Raw genomic sequence first — 18277 nt, forward strand, 5'->3', positions numbered from 1 at the left:
AGTCTGCCGCATAATTGTGGTCCGGCTATTAGCCTTTAACAGAGCCGATGGTCAAGCCCTTTACAAAATACTTTTGCAAAAATGGATACAAAACAATGATGGGAAGCGCGGTAAGTACGACGGTTGCCGATTCAATAGTCGCTGTCGTGATGTTCATAGCCCCTTCCGGATCACCCTCCCTGATCAGATTCTCAATACCTTTAATCATCTCGTACAGGAACAATTGGAGTGGTTTTAAATTGGTATTGCTGATATAGAAGAGCGGGTGTAGGTAATCATTCCAGTAGGCTACCGCGTAGAACAGTCCCACAGTCGCCAACGAAGGCAGCGATATCGGGAGGATCAGGCTGAATAAAATTCTCAGATTGCTGGCACCGTCGATTTTCGCTGATTCCTCCAATTGCTCAGGGATATTCTCAAGGAATGTTTTCATAATAAAAACATTAAACGGGATAATCAGGTAGGGAATAATCATCGACCAAATCGTATTGATTAATCCAAGCCCCTTAACCAGCATATAGTTGGGGACAACCCCCCCGTAGAACAACATAGCAAATACATAAATAAGTAGAAAAAACCTTCTTCCCTTAAGGTGGGACTTCGATAATGGATACGCTGTCAAGGTTGTCAGCACAAGACACAGAAAGGTTCCCACTATCGTCACAAAAAGCGATACCGATAACGCGTTCAGGAATCCAGATTTTATTAAAACAAATTCATACGCATCCCATTGAATATGAACCGGCCATAGGAATACTTTGCCCGCCATGACCGCTGATTCATCACTCACGGATTTAGAAATTAAATGCAGCCAGGGAGCGATGCAAGCCAAACCCAATAAGAGAAAAAACAGGGGGTTAAGAATCAGAAATATTCGTTCCAAGACAGACTTTTTGCCTAACATGCCGCTTCCTCCTCGCAGTAGCCTTATAGTAATCCATACCAATAAATTTCCCGGATGCCCTTACCATATACTGCTTCCAACTAATTTTCGACATAAGTAATTGCCACTTACAACTAGGATAAAGCCGATTACGGACTCGAATAGCCCCAAGGCTGTAGCCAGGCTGAAATTCATTTGGCCTAAACCAATTCGATAAACAAAGGTCTGAATAATATCGGACACCTCGTAAACCGTAGGGTTGTACATGGCCAAAACCTGTCCGAAGCCGGCTTCCAGCATGCTGCCAAGCCTTAGAATAAGCATTAAAGAAATAATCGGGATCATTGCAGGCAAGGTGATCTTGAACATTTTCGAGAATCTTCCTGCGCCATCTATTTCCGCCGCTTCATATTGCTCCATATCGACCGATGCGATCGTCGCCAAATAAATAATGGTCCCCCAGCCAACCTCTTTCCAGCCATCGGAAATAATGAGAACGGAGCGAAAAACGGAAATATCCGTAAAAAACATAACAGGTGGCAAGCCGATAAAGCCGAGGAGTTGATTAATCATGCCTTCATTGCCCAGAAATATATAAAAAACGCCGAATACGACAATCCATGACAAAAAATGAGGTAAATAAATTAAAGTTTGAATACCTCTTTTGAACATGACGGAGCGTAGCTCGTTAAGCAATAACGCCAACAATACAGGGAGCGGGAATAAAAAAATAATTTTGTATAAGCTAATAAGCAGTGTGTTTCGCAGTGCCCTCACAAAATCCGAGCTTGAGAAAAGGCTTTCAAAGTTAGCAAAGCCGACCCACTCGCTTTTCACTATTGCGTCAACTACCCCATTGCCAAGGAAGATTTGAAAATTCTTGAAGGCAATGGTTAATCCATACAATGGAATAAATTTGAATATAATGACCCATAACAAGCCTGGAACTAGCATGACATACAAATCCATATTTTTGATGACATAGCTGCTTATTGACTTTACTCGCGGGGGCCTGTCTTTGCGACCTTCATTGGCTATAGCACTGCTGCCTGCGCTCATCGACTTCATCCTCTCGTTAACTATCTCGGTCTCGTTTTCCCAAACCCACTTATTGAAGATCGTTTCTCCCCTCCCAGAGACTCTCAGGAATTCATTACGGACTGTAGATATAATGATATAGTCTTATCTTTTTTGTGTAAATAAGGCGATACTCTGATTCCGAGTAGTATCCTACTATTCTTTCTTACAACTCATATGTCGTGTATGTTACTGTGCTATAATAAAACTATACATAATTCGATTCGATGGAGGCTTGGATTGTGAATACCCCGAATTTCATCAAAATATCTCCTGACCTTCGGTTTCAAGCAAGACGATTTGTAGTCTATGTGATACTTATCTTAATTCCGTTCTATATGCTTTCTTTTTTTTTCTACCAGCGCACGGTTGCTGCATTGAATAAGGAACTGTACGCTTTCTTATTGGAAACATTAACGCAGTCGGAAAGTAATATCTCTTATAAATTAAATTCAATTCGGGAAATGTCCAATATCGTTGCCCAGCCCGAGCTTCGCAAATATTTAAGCGATGATGATTCCAATGAATCCGCCAGCACGATTGGACAACAGCTGGCAAACTATTATTCCCTGAACAACTTAATCGATTTGAATATTAAAAAAAATAGCGATATTTTTAACATCCGGATTTTTGTGAACAGCCGCTATATTTTCTCCCGCGAAAAGGTGCGGTTTTTCCAGTTGGATCAATTAACTCATGAGGAATGGTACCAGCAGTCTACCTTCCAGAATAAACAAATCTTATGGAGAGGCACCTATCTCGAAAGGTCTCCCTTCGATTTCTCGTCTAACGAATATATATATTCGATTGTGCGTGTCATCCATCCCTTAACGAATATGGACGATATCATCGGAGTCTTATTTATTGATGTGCTGGAAAGCAATTTGTACAGCGTCATTAGCACTATTACCCAGCATACAAATGGAAGGGTTTACATTGTTGACCCTCAAGGGAATATTATCTCTGCCGGGGACAAAAGCCAAATTGGTAGCCCATTAATGGACATGGACAGGTGGAACGAAATCAGCTCCGCTTCGGAAGGCTCGGCAACTGTAAAAATCGGTGAAACGAACATGATAGTAGTTCATAAAGAAATTCCGATAACGGGCTGGCATATTGTCAATGTCATACCGGAGAATATGCTGCAAAAGAGTATTTCCCTGTACCATATTGCAACCAATTTTACCTCTATTGTTTTCGTGGCCATTATCCTGTTGCTGTCCATTTCCTTCATCTACGCGTTTATTTCCGGGAAAATTACCTCCCGTATTCGCAATATCAACCGGGCAATGAAGCTGCATAACAGCGAATATTTGGGTGAGCACACGCAAGTGAGAAATGGAATTAGCAAAATAGAGATTTCGATTCACCAAATGATCCATACGATACAAAATCTGACGAAGGAATCCTATGAAGCCAAGCTGCGTGTGAAGGAAGCCCAATTAAAAGTACTGCAGGCACAAATTAATCCTCATTTTTTGTATAACACGCTAGATACACTTAAATGGATGAGCCTTCGTAACCAGACAGAACAGATTGGTGGATTGATTGATGCATTGGCGGAATATTACAGAAAAAGCCTTAATAAAGGCGAGGAAATCGTAACCTTGTCCCACGAGTTGAAGCTTATTCAGGTATATCTGGACATTCAGCAGCTGCGGACAGACCAAGCCTTCCACTATGAGCTCAACATGGACGAGTCCTTAGCAAGCTGTAAAATTCCGAAGCTTATTGTTCAACCCATTATAGAGAATGCGCTTTATCACGGTATCTGGCAAAGAGCCGACAGGACAGGCTCCATCTACTTGCATATAAGTAGTGAAAACGGTAAATTGTCCATTTCTGTAACCGATAGCGGGATTGGAATAGCACCCCTGAAGGTCGAGCAAATCAAGAGCGGATTAAGGAAGGGAGGGAATTACGGCTTATATAATGTAAACGAACGCATTTGCCTGTTCTTCGGCGAAGCGTACGGAATTGACATAGAATCGGAGGCGGATAAAGGAACCAAAGTCACACTCCATCTTGCAGTAAGAAATGAATAAGCCAATCGAAAGCAAGGAGTATGAACCGGATTGAAAGGAGCTGCACACACCATGTATCGCCTGTTAATTGTTGATGATGAGCCCGTGCTTCGGAGCGGGCTAGCCGAGCTCATTGAATGGTCTACATATAACATTCAGGTTGTAGGAACCTCCCGGGATGGTATCGAAGCCCTAGAACTACTGCAGAGAACACAGCCCCATATTGTGCTTACGGATGTCCAGATGCCGCGTATGAATGGTATAGAGCTTAGCCACAAAATCAGGGAATTTTCCTCTGAAATTCAGATTGTTTTTATTAGTGGCTTTGACGAATTGGAATATTTGCGAAATGCTTTGCAGGTCAAGGCCGTTGACTATATTCTGAAGCCGTTGAAGCATACTGATTTAGAGACCGTTCTCATTGAAGTATTGAAACGGCTGGACGAGACTATGGAGAAACAAACAAGTAAACAGTTGATGGAACAGAAGCTAAGCAAGAGCTTATCCCTTCTACAAACCAAACAGATGCAAGAGCTTGTTAAAAACGATGGTTCCGAATTTGTGGACTGGCAGGAGCAGCTCGATTTACTGGAATTACATTTTCCTATTGAAGGATTGTTCCTTATGTTTATTATTAGTGTGGATAACCCTGCGGACACACTGGGCCTGCTGGCTGGCAGCGATCAAAAACTCATTACCACCCGCATGAAGCAGGAATGCGAACGCTTGATCAAGCCTTACGCCGTCTCCCATTATTATTTTGAAAGTGGATTTGGCGAGTACACTTGTGTGATGCATTACCAGGATGCGAATCATCTTGAATCCTTTATTGAACGTATAGATCTGCTCAAGCAAACCATTAACGGGATTACTCAGCTATGTGTTTCGATCGGAGTGGGTGAAACCTTCGGCTGCATTGATTTAATTAGGGAAAATTACCATATTATTGTAAATGCAGTAAGACAGAAGCTCTATTACGGAAAAAACAGTACGATTTACGCAGGAAAGCTTGCAATAACAGAGGCATCCTCAGTGATCCCAAGTGAGTCGGAGATTGAAAAATTAATGTTCACGATCAAGCAGGATGGCTTGGCATCGGAACAAATGTATCAAACCATCGAAGAATTGTTCCAGAGGCTTCGCCTCAACAAGCAGTTGTCACCAGAGGATTGCCGGCGTATGGGTCTGCGCATTATTTTGGATGCATCGGCTCCCTATACCTTGCTCCATTCAGAGATGATTCAGCGCTGGGAGAAATCCTTTTGGCAGAAAATATCGAGCCTGGACATCCTCGAAGACATGAAAGAAGCGGTTTATTCTTACCTGTCCCAGCTATATACAGCGATTCTGAGCGGTCCCAGCAACAGGCATTATAAAACAGTCTCCCAGCTTAAACAGATCATCCAGCACAAGTATGATAAGAAGCTGACCATTGAAGATTTGGCAAAAGAAACCTATCTGGCTCCTAATTATTTAAGTACGCTGTTTAAACAAGAAACGGGGGTTACTATTAATGAATACCTGATGAGGGTGCGAGTGGAAAAAGCCAAAGAGATTATCTTGGATACCAATAAGCGAATTGTCGATATCTCTTTGGCTGTCGGATACGCAGATCCTGCTTATTTCACCAAAGTATTCAAACGCTACACCGGCATGAGTCCAAGCGACTTCAAAAATAAAATAAAGCCTTAACGTGATCGCTGCTTGCATGGCACATAGCCGGTTATTGCACGTGAGGTCCGAAGGTGGGGTGCAGTTATGCGAAGAGTACAATTATCCAACATGTTGGAATTCATCCTACTGTAGGATATCCATGATTCTCATAAATGAAAGCAATATGGCTATCTCCAATGGCAAATAACCAACAGCCGATTTTCCTGTTTATTGGAAACCCCCGCTTGTTCACCATTATAGGCAGTGAGCATCAGTTGTTTCAATACGTCGAAAAGTGATATGTTCGCCAAACTGTGTTCATAAACAAACAGAATCAGTTGCATGTGTAATAGAGGAGATCGGCAATGACCGATTAAAATACAAATGGGGTAGCATGCCCAAAACAGCATGATACCCCTCTCGTTTTGACTACTCATATCCGAAGTAGTTCGCTTTTCATTCTCTCCAAGATGAACCATTAGCGGTTCTCCGAGCTTACTGTTAAGAATAATTTCCTTCAGCGCATGATATCGTTCATAATAACGGCACAAGTATCTAACCTGTACCAATGGTTTCCCACGGGCTAACTCGGTTTCAATAATTCGTTTGCATCCTTCCTCTGTTGCAGTAAGTAGCTTTCGCAAAGCAGGCTTACCCGCAGCCATAGATGCCTGTACGAACTATTCATGCGTAAGACCCAGGATGTAATTATAATGGCATCGACCTCTTAGGCTTTAATCATCACCCTCGCAGTTCGATGCTCATGTAGGTTTTGCCTACAATCCGCACCTTCTTCCTCAGATTCTTGCTACCTTTTAGATCTGTTGACTTTTTGAACTCGCACTTATCTAGTTCTCAAGAAGGTATTTTTTGTTAATTTATCTACTTTTTTCTTATCCGCTCTTCACTTGTAGCAGCGCACTTCGTAAATGGCAGCAGACGGATCGCCATGGGTTGCCTGAACATTGATTCTTAATTTCTTCGCCGCAAATGGGTGTTCAAGCACATGCACGCGTTTCTGCTGGTAGTTGCCTTCACATACCATGACATCCCGCCATGCTCCGCTATCCCAAATGCTTATTGTATAATCCTTTACGCATTGGGGGTCACGATAGAAGGGCTCATACGCGTGGTATTCCCGCAACAGGCTTCCGGCAAACGTAAGCTCCACCTGTGAGATCTCGTGTTCCTCTTCCCACTCTAGCTCCAGCCATTGTGGCAGTGTATGCGTATCCGAATCGGATCTCCATAAATTGGTATACCGATATGGACGGCTGCACCCGCTGTTAATGTTGGACGCCGAATAACACGGCTGTGGTGGGTCGACCTGGAGGCTCATCGTAATACCGTTGTCATAACGCCTCATTTTCCCTCCACCCATATCAAAACCGCAAACATGGCCGGGCTCAATTTTTCCGGCACGAAGCCATTCCACATTTGGCTGCTCATCCAGATCCAAGCGAACATAGCTGCCCGGCTTTAATCCGGATGAGACTTGAAGATTTATTTTCCACTCCACCCATTGGTTCTCTCCAGGCGGAACTGCTAGCGTAACGCTTGCCAGTTCCAACGCATTGATCCGGTAATCCCAAATACTATCTACTTGCATTAAATAAGCCTTTACATATTCGATTTGCTTCGTGTTATTGCTTAAACACACCTTCAAGCATTCCAAAGTATCGGTTGCAATGGCAATCCATTGTCCCCTTCGTTTCAGCAGTAAATCCGTATGTGAAGATTGGAGCTGCGACAACCAAACATTCAAGCCTTCATGATGGCCAATCGTTTCTGGAGCTACACCCGAAAACTTAGCTTCGCTGCTTGCTGTTATCTTTGCTGTACGTACCAAATTCAACGGGTCTTCGGCATTTATATTGGGCAAAAAGCAATTATCTCGCAGCAATTGTTGTTGCAACTCTGCAATGGCCTTTTCGGGAACATCAGCTGCCAGAATCCCTTTGCTTTTGGCCAAAGCGGCTGCCGTCCCAACCGCCTGACCCATTAGGGCAGTCGTTCCAATGACCCGTACCGTACCCAAGGCTGCATGAGTTACGCTTACATTTCGCCCGGCCATCATCAGGTTGTCCACATCCTTGGAGATTAACATGCGTAACGGAATGCCGTAAGGTCCACAAATGCTTTTTCGCATAAAATCGCTGACCAACGCATAACCTTCAACTGCCCCGGGTTCGCTTGTTGGTGCCAAAAGCCCGCCGGGTGTATGCAAGTCGATATTCCATCCACCAAATGCCACCTCATCCGGGAACACGGTCTTGTTTAAAGGATCCCGTTCCGTCATCAAATATTGACCCATAATCCGACGACTTTCTCTTTTCCCCGGAACCTGACCAATCCAATCCAACGCATAATTAGCGAATGCATCTTTGAGCTGTGGATCCTTATTTTTAATCCAATCCCATACACCAAGAGTATGGCGTGTCAGCTGATGTAAAATTTCTTCATTTTCATATATGGAATCCCAAGGCACACCAATTTCTATCCACCAATATCCAGAACGGTAACGATCTGTCAAGCCGGTATTAAACAGCGGGCGACCCTGCTTATAGAAAAAGCTTGCATCCTCGTATTGGAATGCCCAGGCAGGAGCCTTATACGGAGAAGGACGGCCCATGTCGATCGCTTTGAAATGGATAGAACTTCCCATGACGCTTTTGCTGGCTTGCTCAGGAGCAAACATTTCATTGAATTCGGAGCTCGCCTCTTCACCAATCCGCCATTCACATCCTGCTAAATCCGCTACAACTCCGTCTCCTGTGCAATCGATGAAAGTATCTCCGTTAATGGTGATTTCGAGCTCCGCATTGGCTACGCGACAAATGACCGCTTCGATCGAGCGTGGATTCAGCATCTTCGTTTCATGAACCGTAGTATTCAAATGAAAGGTCAGGTTGGGCGTACTCACTGCCATATCGTATAAGACCATATCCCATACACTATTCGTCCAACCGTTCTCATTGATAAATTCATGATTGAGTGCCCGCTCTTCAATCAGTAGCTCTGAGACGATCCCGCTTTCTCTTGCATAGGCATGAAAAGCTGCCGCTCCGTGCGTTGTGACGCGGATTTCGGATGATCCGTTACCACCGAACACAGGCCGGTCATGGATCAAGCATGTCGCTGCTCCATGTCGCGCTGCAGCGACAGCTGCGCAAAATCCCGCCAAACCTGCCCCAATAACCACAACGTCATAATGTTCAATCGTTCGTTTCATTTCCTGAACCCTCCTGTTATTAATTTCCATACCCTAATTGTTTTAATTGCTTCTGTGCGTTATCCATATATGCCTGATATTTCATCGTTGTTTTTAAGGTGTTTGCAAAATCATCGTATTCCTGGATGCTTCTCTTTCCATAAATGAACTTCGCAAATTCCTCTTCAATATACCGATCCACATCAGATTTATTGTAGCCTTCTGGTAAAGTTACAAATCCGTTTAGCGCCTCGATCCGCGGTTGTTTATTAAAGAAATCGATATACTTTGTCTGACTTGCAAATTTGGCTGACAAATATTTAATCTCCGGCCGGCCGGTAAATTGATATAGCCAGGAATAACCGACCTCTTTACTCATTAAGTCTGTAGGCACGACATTGTCGCCTTCCAGATTATAATGCTTTCCTTTAACCCCGAATTGCACCAGTTGCCCACCAGTCTTTTGATCTGCGACGTAATTCAGCAAGTCAAATACTTTTTGCAATTTTTCCGGACTTTTCTCCAATGCTTTCGGTATGGCAAATATATAGGGTGAAGTTCCTATATCCCATGTCCCGTTCCACTGTCCACCCGGTCCGGTCGGAGCGGCCAAAGGTATCCATTCTGCTTTGGGATTTACCGCTTTAATCTGTTCCATGAACTGTTCCTTAGTTAAATTGGCCCAATCAATATATACAATTCCGGTTTGCCCCATGATGGCCTTTTGTTGATGCTGCATACCAGCATTCCCCAACAATTCAGGGTCAATGACTTTATCCTGAATTAGGCCCTGAATGTAACGCAATGCGTCTTTCATCGCAGGATCAAACAGTGAATTGGTTATTTGCTTGTTTTTTACGACAAATGAACCTGGCATTGCAACATTGAAAGCCCCGAATATAGGCTGGAAGGTTTCTAGCTTGGATCCGGTTAAGCCGAAGGTATCCTGCTTGCCATTGCCATCGGGATCTTTCTCTGTAAAGGCCTTCGTTACTTCTTTGAGCTCTTCAAGATTAGTGGGCGGCTTCAAACCAAGTTGATCCAGCCAGTCCTTCCGAATGAAGAAGGTTTGCATCGGTTTCTGCTGGGTATGGGAAACCGCATACAATTTCCCATCGATCATGCCGTTTTTAGCGCTGTCTCCGATAAAATCCAGTGCTGTCTTTAATTGATTCTTATACTTATCCAAATCCAAAATCAACCCTTGATTGACGTACTGGTTCAACATTTGTCGGTCAACCCAGAACAAATCGGGATAGTTGCCTGCCGTCAACCGAACATTTAATTGATTCTTATAATCATCTGGCGACGCAAACACCGTCATGTTATAAGCCGCCCCCAGTGCCTTATCCAACTCTTGTTTAATGATATCCTTATCCGGAGTCGGCAGGTTACTACCCGGTCGAATGAGATCGACCGTAATCGTCTTTTTATTTTCTTTCCCCTCCCCCGTGTTAGATTTCACATCCTGTGAGAGTGTTGAGGCGTTGCTGCACCCGAAGTTAACTACGGACAAAGCAGCAATTATAATCCCTGCCATCAATGAATTTCTCTTCAAAATAATCCCCTCTTTCAATAGATTGATATGTTGAGATCGGATGAACGATCCTTCAACCCTTCACAGCTCCAAGCATCAATCCCTTGGTGAACTTCCTTTGAATAAACGGGTATACTAATATAATAGGCAGGCTTGCCAACACCACTGAAGCCATTTGCATCGTCTGGCTAGGCACAATATTTTCCACCGAAGCCAATGGTTGCTGGGTTTGCATCAGGATGTCACGTACAACAACCTGCAAAGGAAACAGATTTCGATCTGTCACATACATGATTGCCTGGAAAAATTCATTCCAATGGCCAACCATGTAAAACAAACCAACAGTCATCATTACCGGAGCACTGAGAGGAAGAACAATTTGCCATAGTACTCTGCCTTCACCCGCACCATCAATGTTGGCAGAATCAAACAATTCCTCAGGTAAATTTTCAAAAAAACTTTTCATAACCAAAACGTTGAAGCTCCAGATGACATTGGGGATGATCATAGCCCATACAGTATCCAATAATCCCATTGACTTTACGGTTATATAAGTCGGAATGATACCTCCGTTAAAAATAAGTGTAAATACGACCATAAAGAGAAATATTTTCCGCCCTGGCAGTCGCGTGCGGCTTAACGGGTACGCGGTTAGTGATGTGAGAAGAAGGTTAAGCGCTGTACCTACGATCGTGATAAATATCGTAGTACCAATGGAACGAACTAGCGCCGTATCACTCAAAAGCATCTCATAGGCGGCGAAGGTGACCGATTTCGGAATAAAGATGAATCCGCCGTTCTTTAGCACCTCTCCGACTGGTGTAATGGAAACAGCTAGAACATACATTAACGGGAAAATAACAACAGCACTTGAAAAAGCAAGCATTATATAAACAAAAGTATTGAAAATTTTATCTTCTTTTCCTCTTACCATACGTTCTCCCCCCATCTCTTCGCTATCCTGTTGGCGAGAACGACTAGAACCAAGCCGATAAGGGACTTGAATAGACCCACTGCAGAAGCCAGGCTGAAATTCATCTGCTGCAGTCCGACTCTGAACACCCAAGTATCCAGGATATCTGCTACAGGATATACTTGAATGTTATACAAAATGTAAATTTGTTCGAATCCGGCGTCCATAATATGACCAAGCTTTAGGATGGTTAACAGGACAATCACATTCCGAATCCCTGGAAGGGTAATATGCCAGATCATGCGGGTACGGCTGGCTCCATCCACTCTCGCAGCTTCATAGAGCGTTGAATCAATACCCGTAATCGCAGCCAAATAAATAATGGCGTTGTAACCGACGCTTTGCCAAATGTCTGATAATATCAGAATACTTCTGAAATATTCGGTGGACGTAAGAAAAGAGATCGAATGCCCTCCTGTCTCTTTCATAAAATAGTTCACGATACCTGAATTTTGTGATAATAACGCGATCAGGATACCGGAAATAATGACCCAAGATAAGAAGTACGGCATATAGGTAAGCGTTTGCACTAAGGACTTAAACCAACGAATACGACATTCATTCAAGAGCAAGGCCAGGATAATTGGCGGTATCGTACCAAAAATTAATTTGTAAACACTGATCAGAAGGGTATTTGAAAGAAGCTGGGTAAAATACGGTGATTCGTAAAAGTAAAGGAAATGTTTATACCAGGGATTCGCCCAGCGGCTCCCCACAATACCATCCAGAATGTTGAAATCCTTGAAAGCGATAACAACACCGTACATGGGAAAATATCTAAGCATTACATAATAGATAATTCCCGGAATTAAAAACAAATACAACATTTTGAATTTCCATATAATTTTAAGCCGATACTCCATTCTCTCACCTCTTAGTAGTTGTTCATTCCTTGTGAGTATATTGTATCAGCATTGTGATCTGGCAAATATGCGTATAATCGGCGATTGTGTAAGATTTATCGCTGTCTTTTACGACATTTCCATCCGATTTGGAATTGAAATTCTGACAATTGTACCAATTCCCTGGACACTCCTGATTTTCATACCAAAACTTTCACCATAATGTAATTTAATCCGTTCGTTGACGTTTTTTAAACCTATGCTCGTAAACCTTGATTTGTCCATCTGATGTAGGTTTTCCTGCAGCAATCCATTTGCCACTTCCTGAGTCATACCCATTCCGTTATCTCTGATATGGATCTGTACCTTATCCTTGTGTCTGGATGTACGTATGATAATAGTCCCTGATTTTTTTTGAGGGGCAAGCCCATGGAAAATAGCGTTTTCCACGATAGGCTGCAGTGTTAGTTTCAATATAGGACAATTTAGTGTTTTCGGATCACAATCTTCAATAAAACTTATTTTGTCTCCATACCTCACTTTTTGAATTTGAACATACATCCGCAGCATCTCGAGCTCGTCCTGTAGTTTTACAATGGATGAAATCCGATCAATGCTAAACGAAAGCAAGCTAACTAGTGACTTAATGGTTTGGACAACCTCTTGCGTTTTATTTTGTTTCGCGAGACTGATGACACAAGCCAAAGTATTGTAAATGAAATGTGGTGCGATTTGGCTTTGAAGAATCTTTAATTCCGTTTCTTTCTTCCGTTCCTCAATCTCCTTAATCTCCTTAATCAAGAAATGAATCCGGTTTAACATTGCTTTGTAGCTGCTATAGAGCTTGCCGATTTCATCCTTTCGTGTGGTTGTCAAGGGAAAGATAACAGTGAAGTCGCGGGAATGGTCCATCTTCTGAACTAAGGTTCGAATTGGAGAGGTAAAGTAACGACTCATCATATAGCTGCAGAACAGAAGCGCAAACAGCCAAATTATGCCTGCAGAGCTAAAGTTATTATGAAGCTTTTGCGTTACTTGATAAAAGTAGCTTTCCTCTATAAAAAGCACTACCGACCAGCCCAATCGGTTGTAGGCGGATTTCACGGTTACGAGATTGCCTTTCGCGCCTTGAATATGATTAACACCAAGCGGTAAATCACTAACCCTAGCCATGAAACCCCCAGTTAATTGCGGTGGATATATGGCATTTTTAAAAGGTAGCATATCATCCATAGAGTCAAGTAGATAAACAGGCTCTCCGCTCTTTGTCATTATAACAAAGGTTTGATGCGAATTAATGAGCAGTGGAGAAATCCGTTTGTACAAAAAATTCAAATTGATTTCAAGCACAGCTGCCCCCAAATATTCATTACGTTCATTCAGAATCGACTTGGTATACGCAACTGTTAGGTCAGAAAGCGGGGAGTTGTAAGGGCCACTGACACTGATCGAGCCGTAATTGGTCTTAGCTAGATCAGATAATTGCTGCAGTCGGGGATGTCCCAAAATTTCATAATAGGTTTGCTGGTTGGAGTACACCTTTCCGTCACTTCGAATCAAATACAATGCGCCAATAAGTGAGCTGTTGGATTTGGCATAGTGTCTCAGGGTTTGAAAGGTCTGTTCTTCATTGCCATCTAAAAACAAATCCTTGCTGCTCGATAGCATTAAAAGCACATTGTTCACATTATCGATGTAGGCCTCGATCAAGTCGGCAGTACGGGTCATCAACACTTCTGAATCTTGTATAACTTGATCCCGAAACAAACTCTCTGCGTCTCGAAGGTTCAAAGTCGATAATGAAAAAAACAAAATTGCCGTCACAAAAAAAAGAAACACGAATTGCTTCGTCGCTATGCTCCATCCTTGAAACCATTCGATTAATTGTCTCATTTGATCAACCTCTTTTGTAATCTGTCGGCGTTAATCCGGTTTTTTCCTTAAACAACGCGGTAAAGTATCGGTAATTGGGAATCCCGATTCGCTCTGCAATCTCGTATACCTTTAGGTTTGTATCACGGAGCAGTTCCTCCGCTTTTTCCACTCTTTTCCGGGTGATATAATCGTTATAGGACTCTCCAACCTGCTCACGAAATACCTTGCTGAAGTAACTGGGACTCAAACCAACCTTGTAGGAGACAGTAGTAAGTGCCAAATCTTCATCGAGATGGCCCAGAATGTAAGCAAGCGCATCGCCGATTTCCTTACGGCCTCTTTTGGCCGAGGTGCTCCGGTCAGTTAGCAACGCATTTATGGTTCCTATTAATTCAATCAAAGAGTTTGCTTCGAGAATAGGCTCGTAAAGTCCTATTGTTTCAGCGACCGAGCAGTTCTGGGGAATGAAACCTTGAATCAAGGTGTGAACGAGGCGCTTCAATTCCTCCGGTTCGTATCGGCTTCTCATACACTTTATAGAAAATTCGGAAAGTAGGATTGTATTCTCTTCTCCTGGCTCCTTAGCCATCAAATTGAAGAGCCTTGTAAGAACGGTTGTTTCTTTGGCGTCAATCGGGGTAAGGGGAATAGGTTTTCCGATATAGATTTGAGTTTGGTTTCGTTCATAGAATTTACTTTTATCCCATAAGCTTGAATTGTTGAAGGCTTTTGGGATCTCCTCGTAGGAATTGACAGTTTCGCTTACTATCGTATACATCTGAATACCATCTTGGATGATTGTCATGCTTGGCAGCAGCATTTGTTTTAATGTGTACATGAGTGTTGCAAGCTGATCCTCAATACTTCTTACGTCTTGATGAACCGCTTCTCCTATAAAGACAAATTGACCATCAATTAGCGTCCACAGAAATAGCTTGCTTAATAGATGCTCAAGCTTGTCCAGAGCCTCGTATATTTCTTGAATGAGGTATGGCTTTACTGTTGCTTGTGTATCTAACCGTAAAAAAATGAGCCTGATAGGTAAGCTTGGCAAAACCGATTCCTCAGAATATGCGGCGCTGTTATTGAGTATCTTAGAAATGGTTTTTGCAAGCATATTTCGCTTTTGGACCAATTCGCCTTTTCGAAATAACTGCTCACTATGGATTACAGTGCGAGCTTTGTCTATTGCCATGCGAATATCGGTATCCTCTAAAGGAACTTTAGTTAAATATTCAGTTGCACCTAATCTCAAAGCTTCGAGAGCGTAGGAAAATTCTGTATGACACGTTAATAGGATGACTTTTATAAAAGGCATTTCGCTTCGGATTGCTTTAAGAAGGTCCAGTCCATTCATAAGAGGCATCGTAATATCAGCAATTACGACATTAGGCATATGTTCCCTGCACATCTCCAGGGCTTCTTCCCCATTTTCCGCTTCTCCTATCCACACCGCGTTAATATCCTGCCATGGATAAGCACGGAGATCCTGCCGAATCGGGAGCTCATCATCGACGATGAGTACTGTAAGAGGGGGCTGCATTGGCATATTGTCACCTGCTTCTTTACATTTTTGTTACCGCTTTCTTTAATTATAGATCTACAACTAAAAAAATATAGGATCCCGGTTTCTACTATCGTAAGAATCGATCCCGTCCAGGTCCAACTTTTCGTCAGTTTAGGAAAGTTTTCTCACTTGTGTAAAATTCGTTTTTTGAAGTTGTAAATATGTAATTGTAGGGGCTTTCCATTAAAAATCGCAAAATCGATGACACAGTGATCATAACACAGTAGGTCCTTCATTTGTATATCTATATTACTTAACTTATTCGCCAATAACAAACGATTAATTTGAGCTACCGAATTTTCAGTATTATAGATTTTTCGTTCAAAAACTGTGCGATTTCTTCATTCGGATAAAGAGTTCTCGTTAAGCTTAACCGTCGCGGTTTTCTGCAAATTATTTTAGAGCCTCTGTCATATCTTTTTGAGCCTATTCAGCTGTTACCGATCCATTTATAGCTATCGGATCCATAATCTCACCATAGATTTGGTTGATTTGTTGGAAACGGATAGATATCTCATCTTCCGCCAGTTTAGGATCGATGGTCTTTACGATATTAAGCATTGCATCCATCTCTTTCTGGAAAGTGGTATACTTTCACCCCTCATTGATAAAACTTGTACGCACAGGAATAAAGTTAGAAGCTAAAGAAAGCGTTGGCTTGTGTTACTGCGTCATTGTGGTGTTCGTGATTTTGTTGCCCATGATGTGCGAATGTTTCCAAGAAGGCTCTCCTTTCTTAAATAAGCCATAATCATGCCATGCAGAATTTGGTATCCCTTCGGCATACGCTGACTACCGCGAGCTGCTAGGGCGTGATGATAATATAGTTCGTGAACAACGAAAAATGCAATTGCAGGAGGAGTAACAAAGTCGAGGAAATGAAGAAGAAGAATTTGGTACTTATCGTAGCGGGACTGATGCTGTGCTTGTTTAGTGCGTCCGTCGACAATACCTGGTACATGTCAGCGCTACACGCGCTAACATACAGCTAAGCTAAATTAATTTGAAGGATGAAAAGTAAAATGGGAAAACCCGTTGTGCATATGTTCATTACCTTAAATGGCGTTGTTCCAGCTCCCGGGGCGCCCGATGAAGATCGTGAAGGTGGTTTCGGCTATGGCAGGTGGCAGGCACCGTATGTCGATGCAAAGTCCGGACAACGGATCGCGGCTAATTATGCGAGGCTCGACGCGATGCTTAGGTTGTAGAGTGGAGAACTGAAATTTCATTGGAGGGCGAAAGCCCTCTTTTTTACTTTTCCAGCTCCCCCTTCATCAAACCGGACGGAAAAAGATCTCATCACGCTTCGTAAAGAAAATCAACGATTTATGATGGTCATATTATAGCTGATGAAATTTTTGGTTACTTAAATAGCTGTAAATCGATCATGTCTCTTGTACCCTGGGGTTCAGTTCTTTTTTCGGATCCGTATTGGCTAGAATGTTATTCACAACCCTGGTTTCGGATATTGAATGGGCAAGCAAGACGGCTATCATTAGCAGTATTCCGGTTCCGACAAAAATACCATGTGTGGAAAAAGCGCCTCCAATAATGCCTCCGATTATCGGTCCAATCATGGAGCCCAACTGATTTGCCGTATTATTAAGGCCGAAAGCCCGTCCCCTGAAATCACTTGGAGTACTGCGCACCACCAGTCCGTTTATTGCGGGAATGACCGCACAGAAAAAAGCTCCGTAAATAAAGCGAACAATTGAAAATCCCCAAATATCATGGAAAAAGATTTGAGCGATGCTCCCTATTGCTCCGCCCGATAAGCCGATGATCAGAACGTAGCGGAAACCGATCTTATCTGCCAACTTCCCCCAAGACGTAGCGAATAATATACCGGTAATTCCTACCAGTGAGAATACAAATCCCGCCAATAACGAGGTGTTTTTTGCAGCACCGCCGAGCTCTACGATGTACAAGCTTAAAACAGGCTCGATGGTCATGACCGAGATAGAGATCAGGCAGGACAACAACAAAACCATAGAAAATGTCCGGTTTGAAGCTGCTGATTTAAATGATGCAAAAACGGAGCTTCGCGCTCCAGCTATAGCGAACTTCTCTTCCTTCACCAGAAAGATAACGGATAAGGTAGATAAAAAAACTAAAATTCCGGCAAATGCGAATGCTGCACGATTATCAAACAAATGCGCTATACCTCCGCCGAGCAGCGGTCCAAGGATACGTCCTGACGCCGTTGCCGTGGATATAGTGGTCAGCGCATAACCCACCTTTTGGTCAGGTGTGTTGGTGCCGATCAATGCGATGACGGCAGGAATATAACCGGCCATCAAACCATGAAATATCCGTAGAGCCAGCAGTTGATATGGATTTGTCACAAAAGAGGTAAGGGTGAAAACGATAACCAGTACAAATCCAGCACGTATAATCATTTTTTTTCGTCCGAATTTGTCAGCTAATGAACCCAAGTAAGGAGATGAAATGGCTGCGGCCATAAAGGTGGAGCTGAAAAGCAAGCCTGCCCACATCTCCGTATTTTCATGTACGCCAATGTCGATGAGAAACAACGGCAAGAACGGGATCACCATCGTTAGGCTTGCCGATGCAACGAATGTGCCAAACCATAATACCCATAGATTTCTACGCCAAGTTTCCATTGATAGGTTCC

At 42.9% G+C, this 18277-nt stretch carries 13 protein-coding genes; 3 read left to right on the forward strand and 10 right to left on the reverse strand.

Annotated features, from left to right (window positions below):
- Positions 1 to 28: 28 nt before the first annotated feature.
- Both NST47_RS29410 and NST47_RS29415 read right to left on the reverse strand, forming a co-directional pair.
- On the reverse strand, positions 29 to 904 hold the full coding sequence (locus NST47_RS29410) for a carbohydrate ABC transporter permease (protein ID WP_341158309.1): 876 nt from the start codon (positions 902 to 904) through the stop codon (positions 29 to 31).
- 60 nt (positions 905 to 964) lie between these two features.
- The gene (locus NST47_RS29415; protein ID WP_341158310.1) at positions 965 to 1951 is read right to left on the reverse strand and encodes an ABC transporter permease; all 987 of its coding nucleotides are present in this window, start codon (positions 1949 to 1951) and stop codon (positions 965 to 967) included.
- Between the two features lie 251 nt (positions 1952 to 2202).
- On the opposite strand from NST47_RS29415, the gene NST47_RS29420 reads away from it, so the two are divergent.
- Both NST47_RS29420 and NST47_RS29425 read left to right on the forward strand, forming a co-directional pair.
- Positions 2203 to 4005, forward strand: a complete 1803-nt coding sequence (locus NST47_RS29420) for a sensor histidine kinase (protein ID WP_341158311.1) — start codon at positions 2203 to 2205, stop codon at positions 4003 to 4005.
- A 51-nt stretch (positions 4006 to 4056) separates the two neighbouring features.
- The gene (locus tag NST47_RS29425) at positions 4057 to 5676 is read left to right on the forward strand and encodes a response regulator transcription factor (RefSeq protein WP_341158312.1); all 1620 of its coding nucleotides are present in this window, start codon (positions 4057 to 4059) and stop codon (positions 5674 to 5676) included.
- Between the two features lie 865 nt (positions 5677 to 6541).
- On the opposite strand, the gene NST47_RS29430 is transcribed toward NST47_RS29425, so the two are convergent.
- The 7 genes from NST47_RS29430 to NST47_RS29460 form a co-directional block, all read right to left on the reverse strand.
- Complete coding sequence (locus tag NST47_RS29430) at positions 6542 to 8869, reverse strand: FAD-dependent oxidoreductase (RefSeq protein WP_341158313.1); 2328 nt, start codon at positions 8867 to 8869, stop codon at positions 6542 to 6544.
- A gap of 19 nt (positions 8870 to 8888) precedes the next feature.
- Positions 8889 to 10388, reverse strand: a complete 1500-nt coding sequence (locus NST47_RS29435; protein WP_341158314.1) for an extracellular solute-binding protein — start codon at positions 10386 to 10388, stop codon at positions 8889 to 8891.
- Positions 10389 to 10458: 70 nt separating this feature from the next.
- On the reverse strand, positions 10459 to 11319 hold the full coding sequence (locus tag NST47_RS29440; protein WP_341158315.1) for a carbohydrate ABC transporter permease: 861 nt from the start codon (positions 11317 to 11319) through the stop codon (positions 10459 to 10461).
- The gene (locus tag NST47_RS29445; RefSeq protein WP_341158316.1) at positions 11313 to 12221 is read right to left on the reverse strand and encodes an ABC transporter permease; all 909 of its coding nucleotides are present in this window, start codon (positions 12219 to 12221) and stop codon (positions 11313 to 11315) included. Before NST47_RS29445 ends, NST47_RS29440 begins: the two co-directional genes overlap by 7 nt.
- 108 nt (positions 12222 to 12329) lie before the next feature.
- On the reverse strand, positions 12330 to 14093 hold the full coding sequence (locus NST47_RS29450; RefSeq protein WP_341158317.1) for a sensor histidine kinase: 1764 nt from the start codon (positions 14091 to 14093) through the stop codon (positions 12330 to 12332).
- Between the two features lie 4 nt (positions 14094 to 14097).
- Positions 14098 to 15624, reverse strand: coding sequence for a response regulator transcription factor (locus NST47_RS29455; RefSeq protein WP_341158318.1), 1527 nt, complete (start codon positions 15622 to 15624; stop codon positions 14098 to 14100).
- A gap of 444 nt (positions 15625 to 16068) precedes the next feature.
- Positions 16069 to 16203 carry a hypothetical protein gene (locus tag NST47_RS29460; RefSeq protein ID WP_341158319.1) on the reverse strand — a complete coding sequence of 45 codons (135 nt, stop codon included), beginning with the start codon at positions 16201 to 16203 and terminating at the stop codon, positions 16069 to 16071.
- Between the two features lie 461 nt (positions 16204 to 16664).
- Between NST47_RS29460 and NST47_RS29465 the strand changes: the two genes are divergently transcribed.
- Entirely contained in the window at positions 16665 to 16850 is a 186-nt protein-coding gene (locus NST47_RS29465; protein ID WP_341158320.1) for a hypothetical protein, read from the forward strand.
- Positions 16851 to 17027: 177 nt separating this feature from the next.
- On the opposite strand, the gene NST47_RS29470 is transcribed toward NST47_RS29465, so the two are convergent.
- Positions 17028 to 18266 carry an MFS transporter gene (locus NST47_RS29470; RefSeq protein ID WP_341158321.1) on the reverse strand — a complete coding sequence of 413 codons (1239 nt, stop codon included), beginning with the start codon at positions 18264 to 18266 and terminating at the stop codon, positions 17028 to 17030.
- Between the last annotated feature and the right edge of the window lie 11 nt (positions 18267 to 18277).

Source organism: Paenibacillus sp. FSL H8-0034, assembly GCF_038000305.1.
GTDB lineage: Bacteria > Bacillota > Bacilli > Paenibacillales > NBRC-103111 > Paenibacillus_S.

Excerpts from the sequence above, each read along its gene's own strand:
- NST47_RS29410 (WP_341158309.1), bottom strand. The coding sequence starts at position 904 with ATGTTAGGCAAAAAGTCTGTCTTGGAACGAATATTTCTGATTCTTAAC.
- NST47_RS29415 (WP_341158310.1), bottom strand. The coding sequence starts at position 1,951 with ATGAAGTCGATGAGCGCAGGCAGCAGTGCTATAGCCAATGAAGGTCGC.
- NST47_RS29425 (WP_341158312.1), top strand. The coding sequence starts at position 4,057 with ATGTATCGCCTGTTAATTGTTGATGATGAGCCCGTGCTTCGGAGCGGG.
- NST47_RS29430 (WP_341158313.1), bottom strand. The coding sequence starts at position 8,869 with ATGAAACGAACGATTGAACATTATGACGTTGTGGTTATTGGGGCAGGT.
- NST47_RS29435 (WP_341158314.1), bottom strand. The coding sequence starts at position 10,388 with ATGGCAGGGATTATAATTGCTGCTTTGTCCGTAGTTAACTTCGGGTGC.
- NST47_RS29440 (WP_341158315.1), bottom strand. The coding sequence starts at position 11,319 with ATGGTAAGAGGAAAAGAAGATAAAATTTTCAATACTTTTGTTTATATA.
- NST47_RS29445 (WP_341158316.1), bottom strand. The coding sequence starts at position 12,221 with ATGGAGTATCGGCTTAAAATTATATGGAAATTCAAAATGTTGTATTTG.
- NST47_RS29450 (WP_341158317.1), bottom strand. The coding sequence starts at position 14,093 with ATGAGACAATTAATCGAATGGTTTCAAGGATGGAGCATAGCGACGAAG.
- NST47_RS29455 (WP_341158318.1), bottom strand. The coding sequence starts at position 15,624 with ATGCCAATGCAGCCCCCTCTTACAGTACTCATCGTCGATGATGAGCTC.
- NST47_RS29460 (WP_341158319.1), bottom strand. The coding sequence starts at position 16,203 with ATGCTTAATATCGTAAAGACCATCGATCCTAAACTGGCGGAAGATGAG.
- NST47_RS29465 (WP_341158320.1), top strand. The coding sequence starts at position 16,665 with ATGGGAAAACCCGTTGTGCATATGTTCATTACCTTAAATGGCGTTGTT.
- NST47_RS29470 (WP_341158321.1), bottom strand. The coding sequence starts at position 18,266 with ATGGAAACTTGGCGTAGAAATCTATGGGTATTATGGTTTGGCACATTC.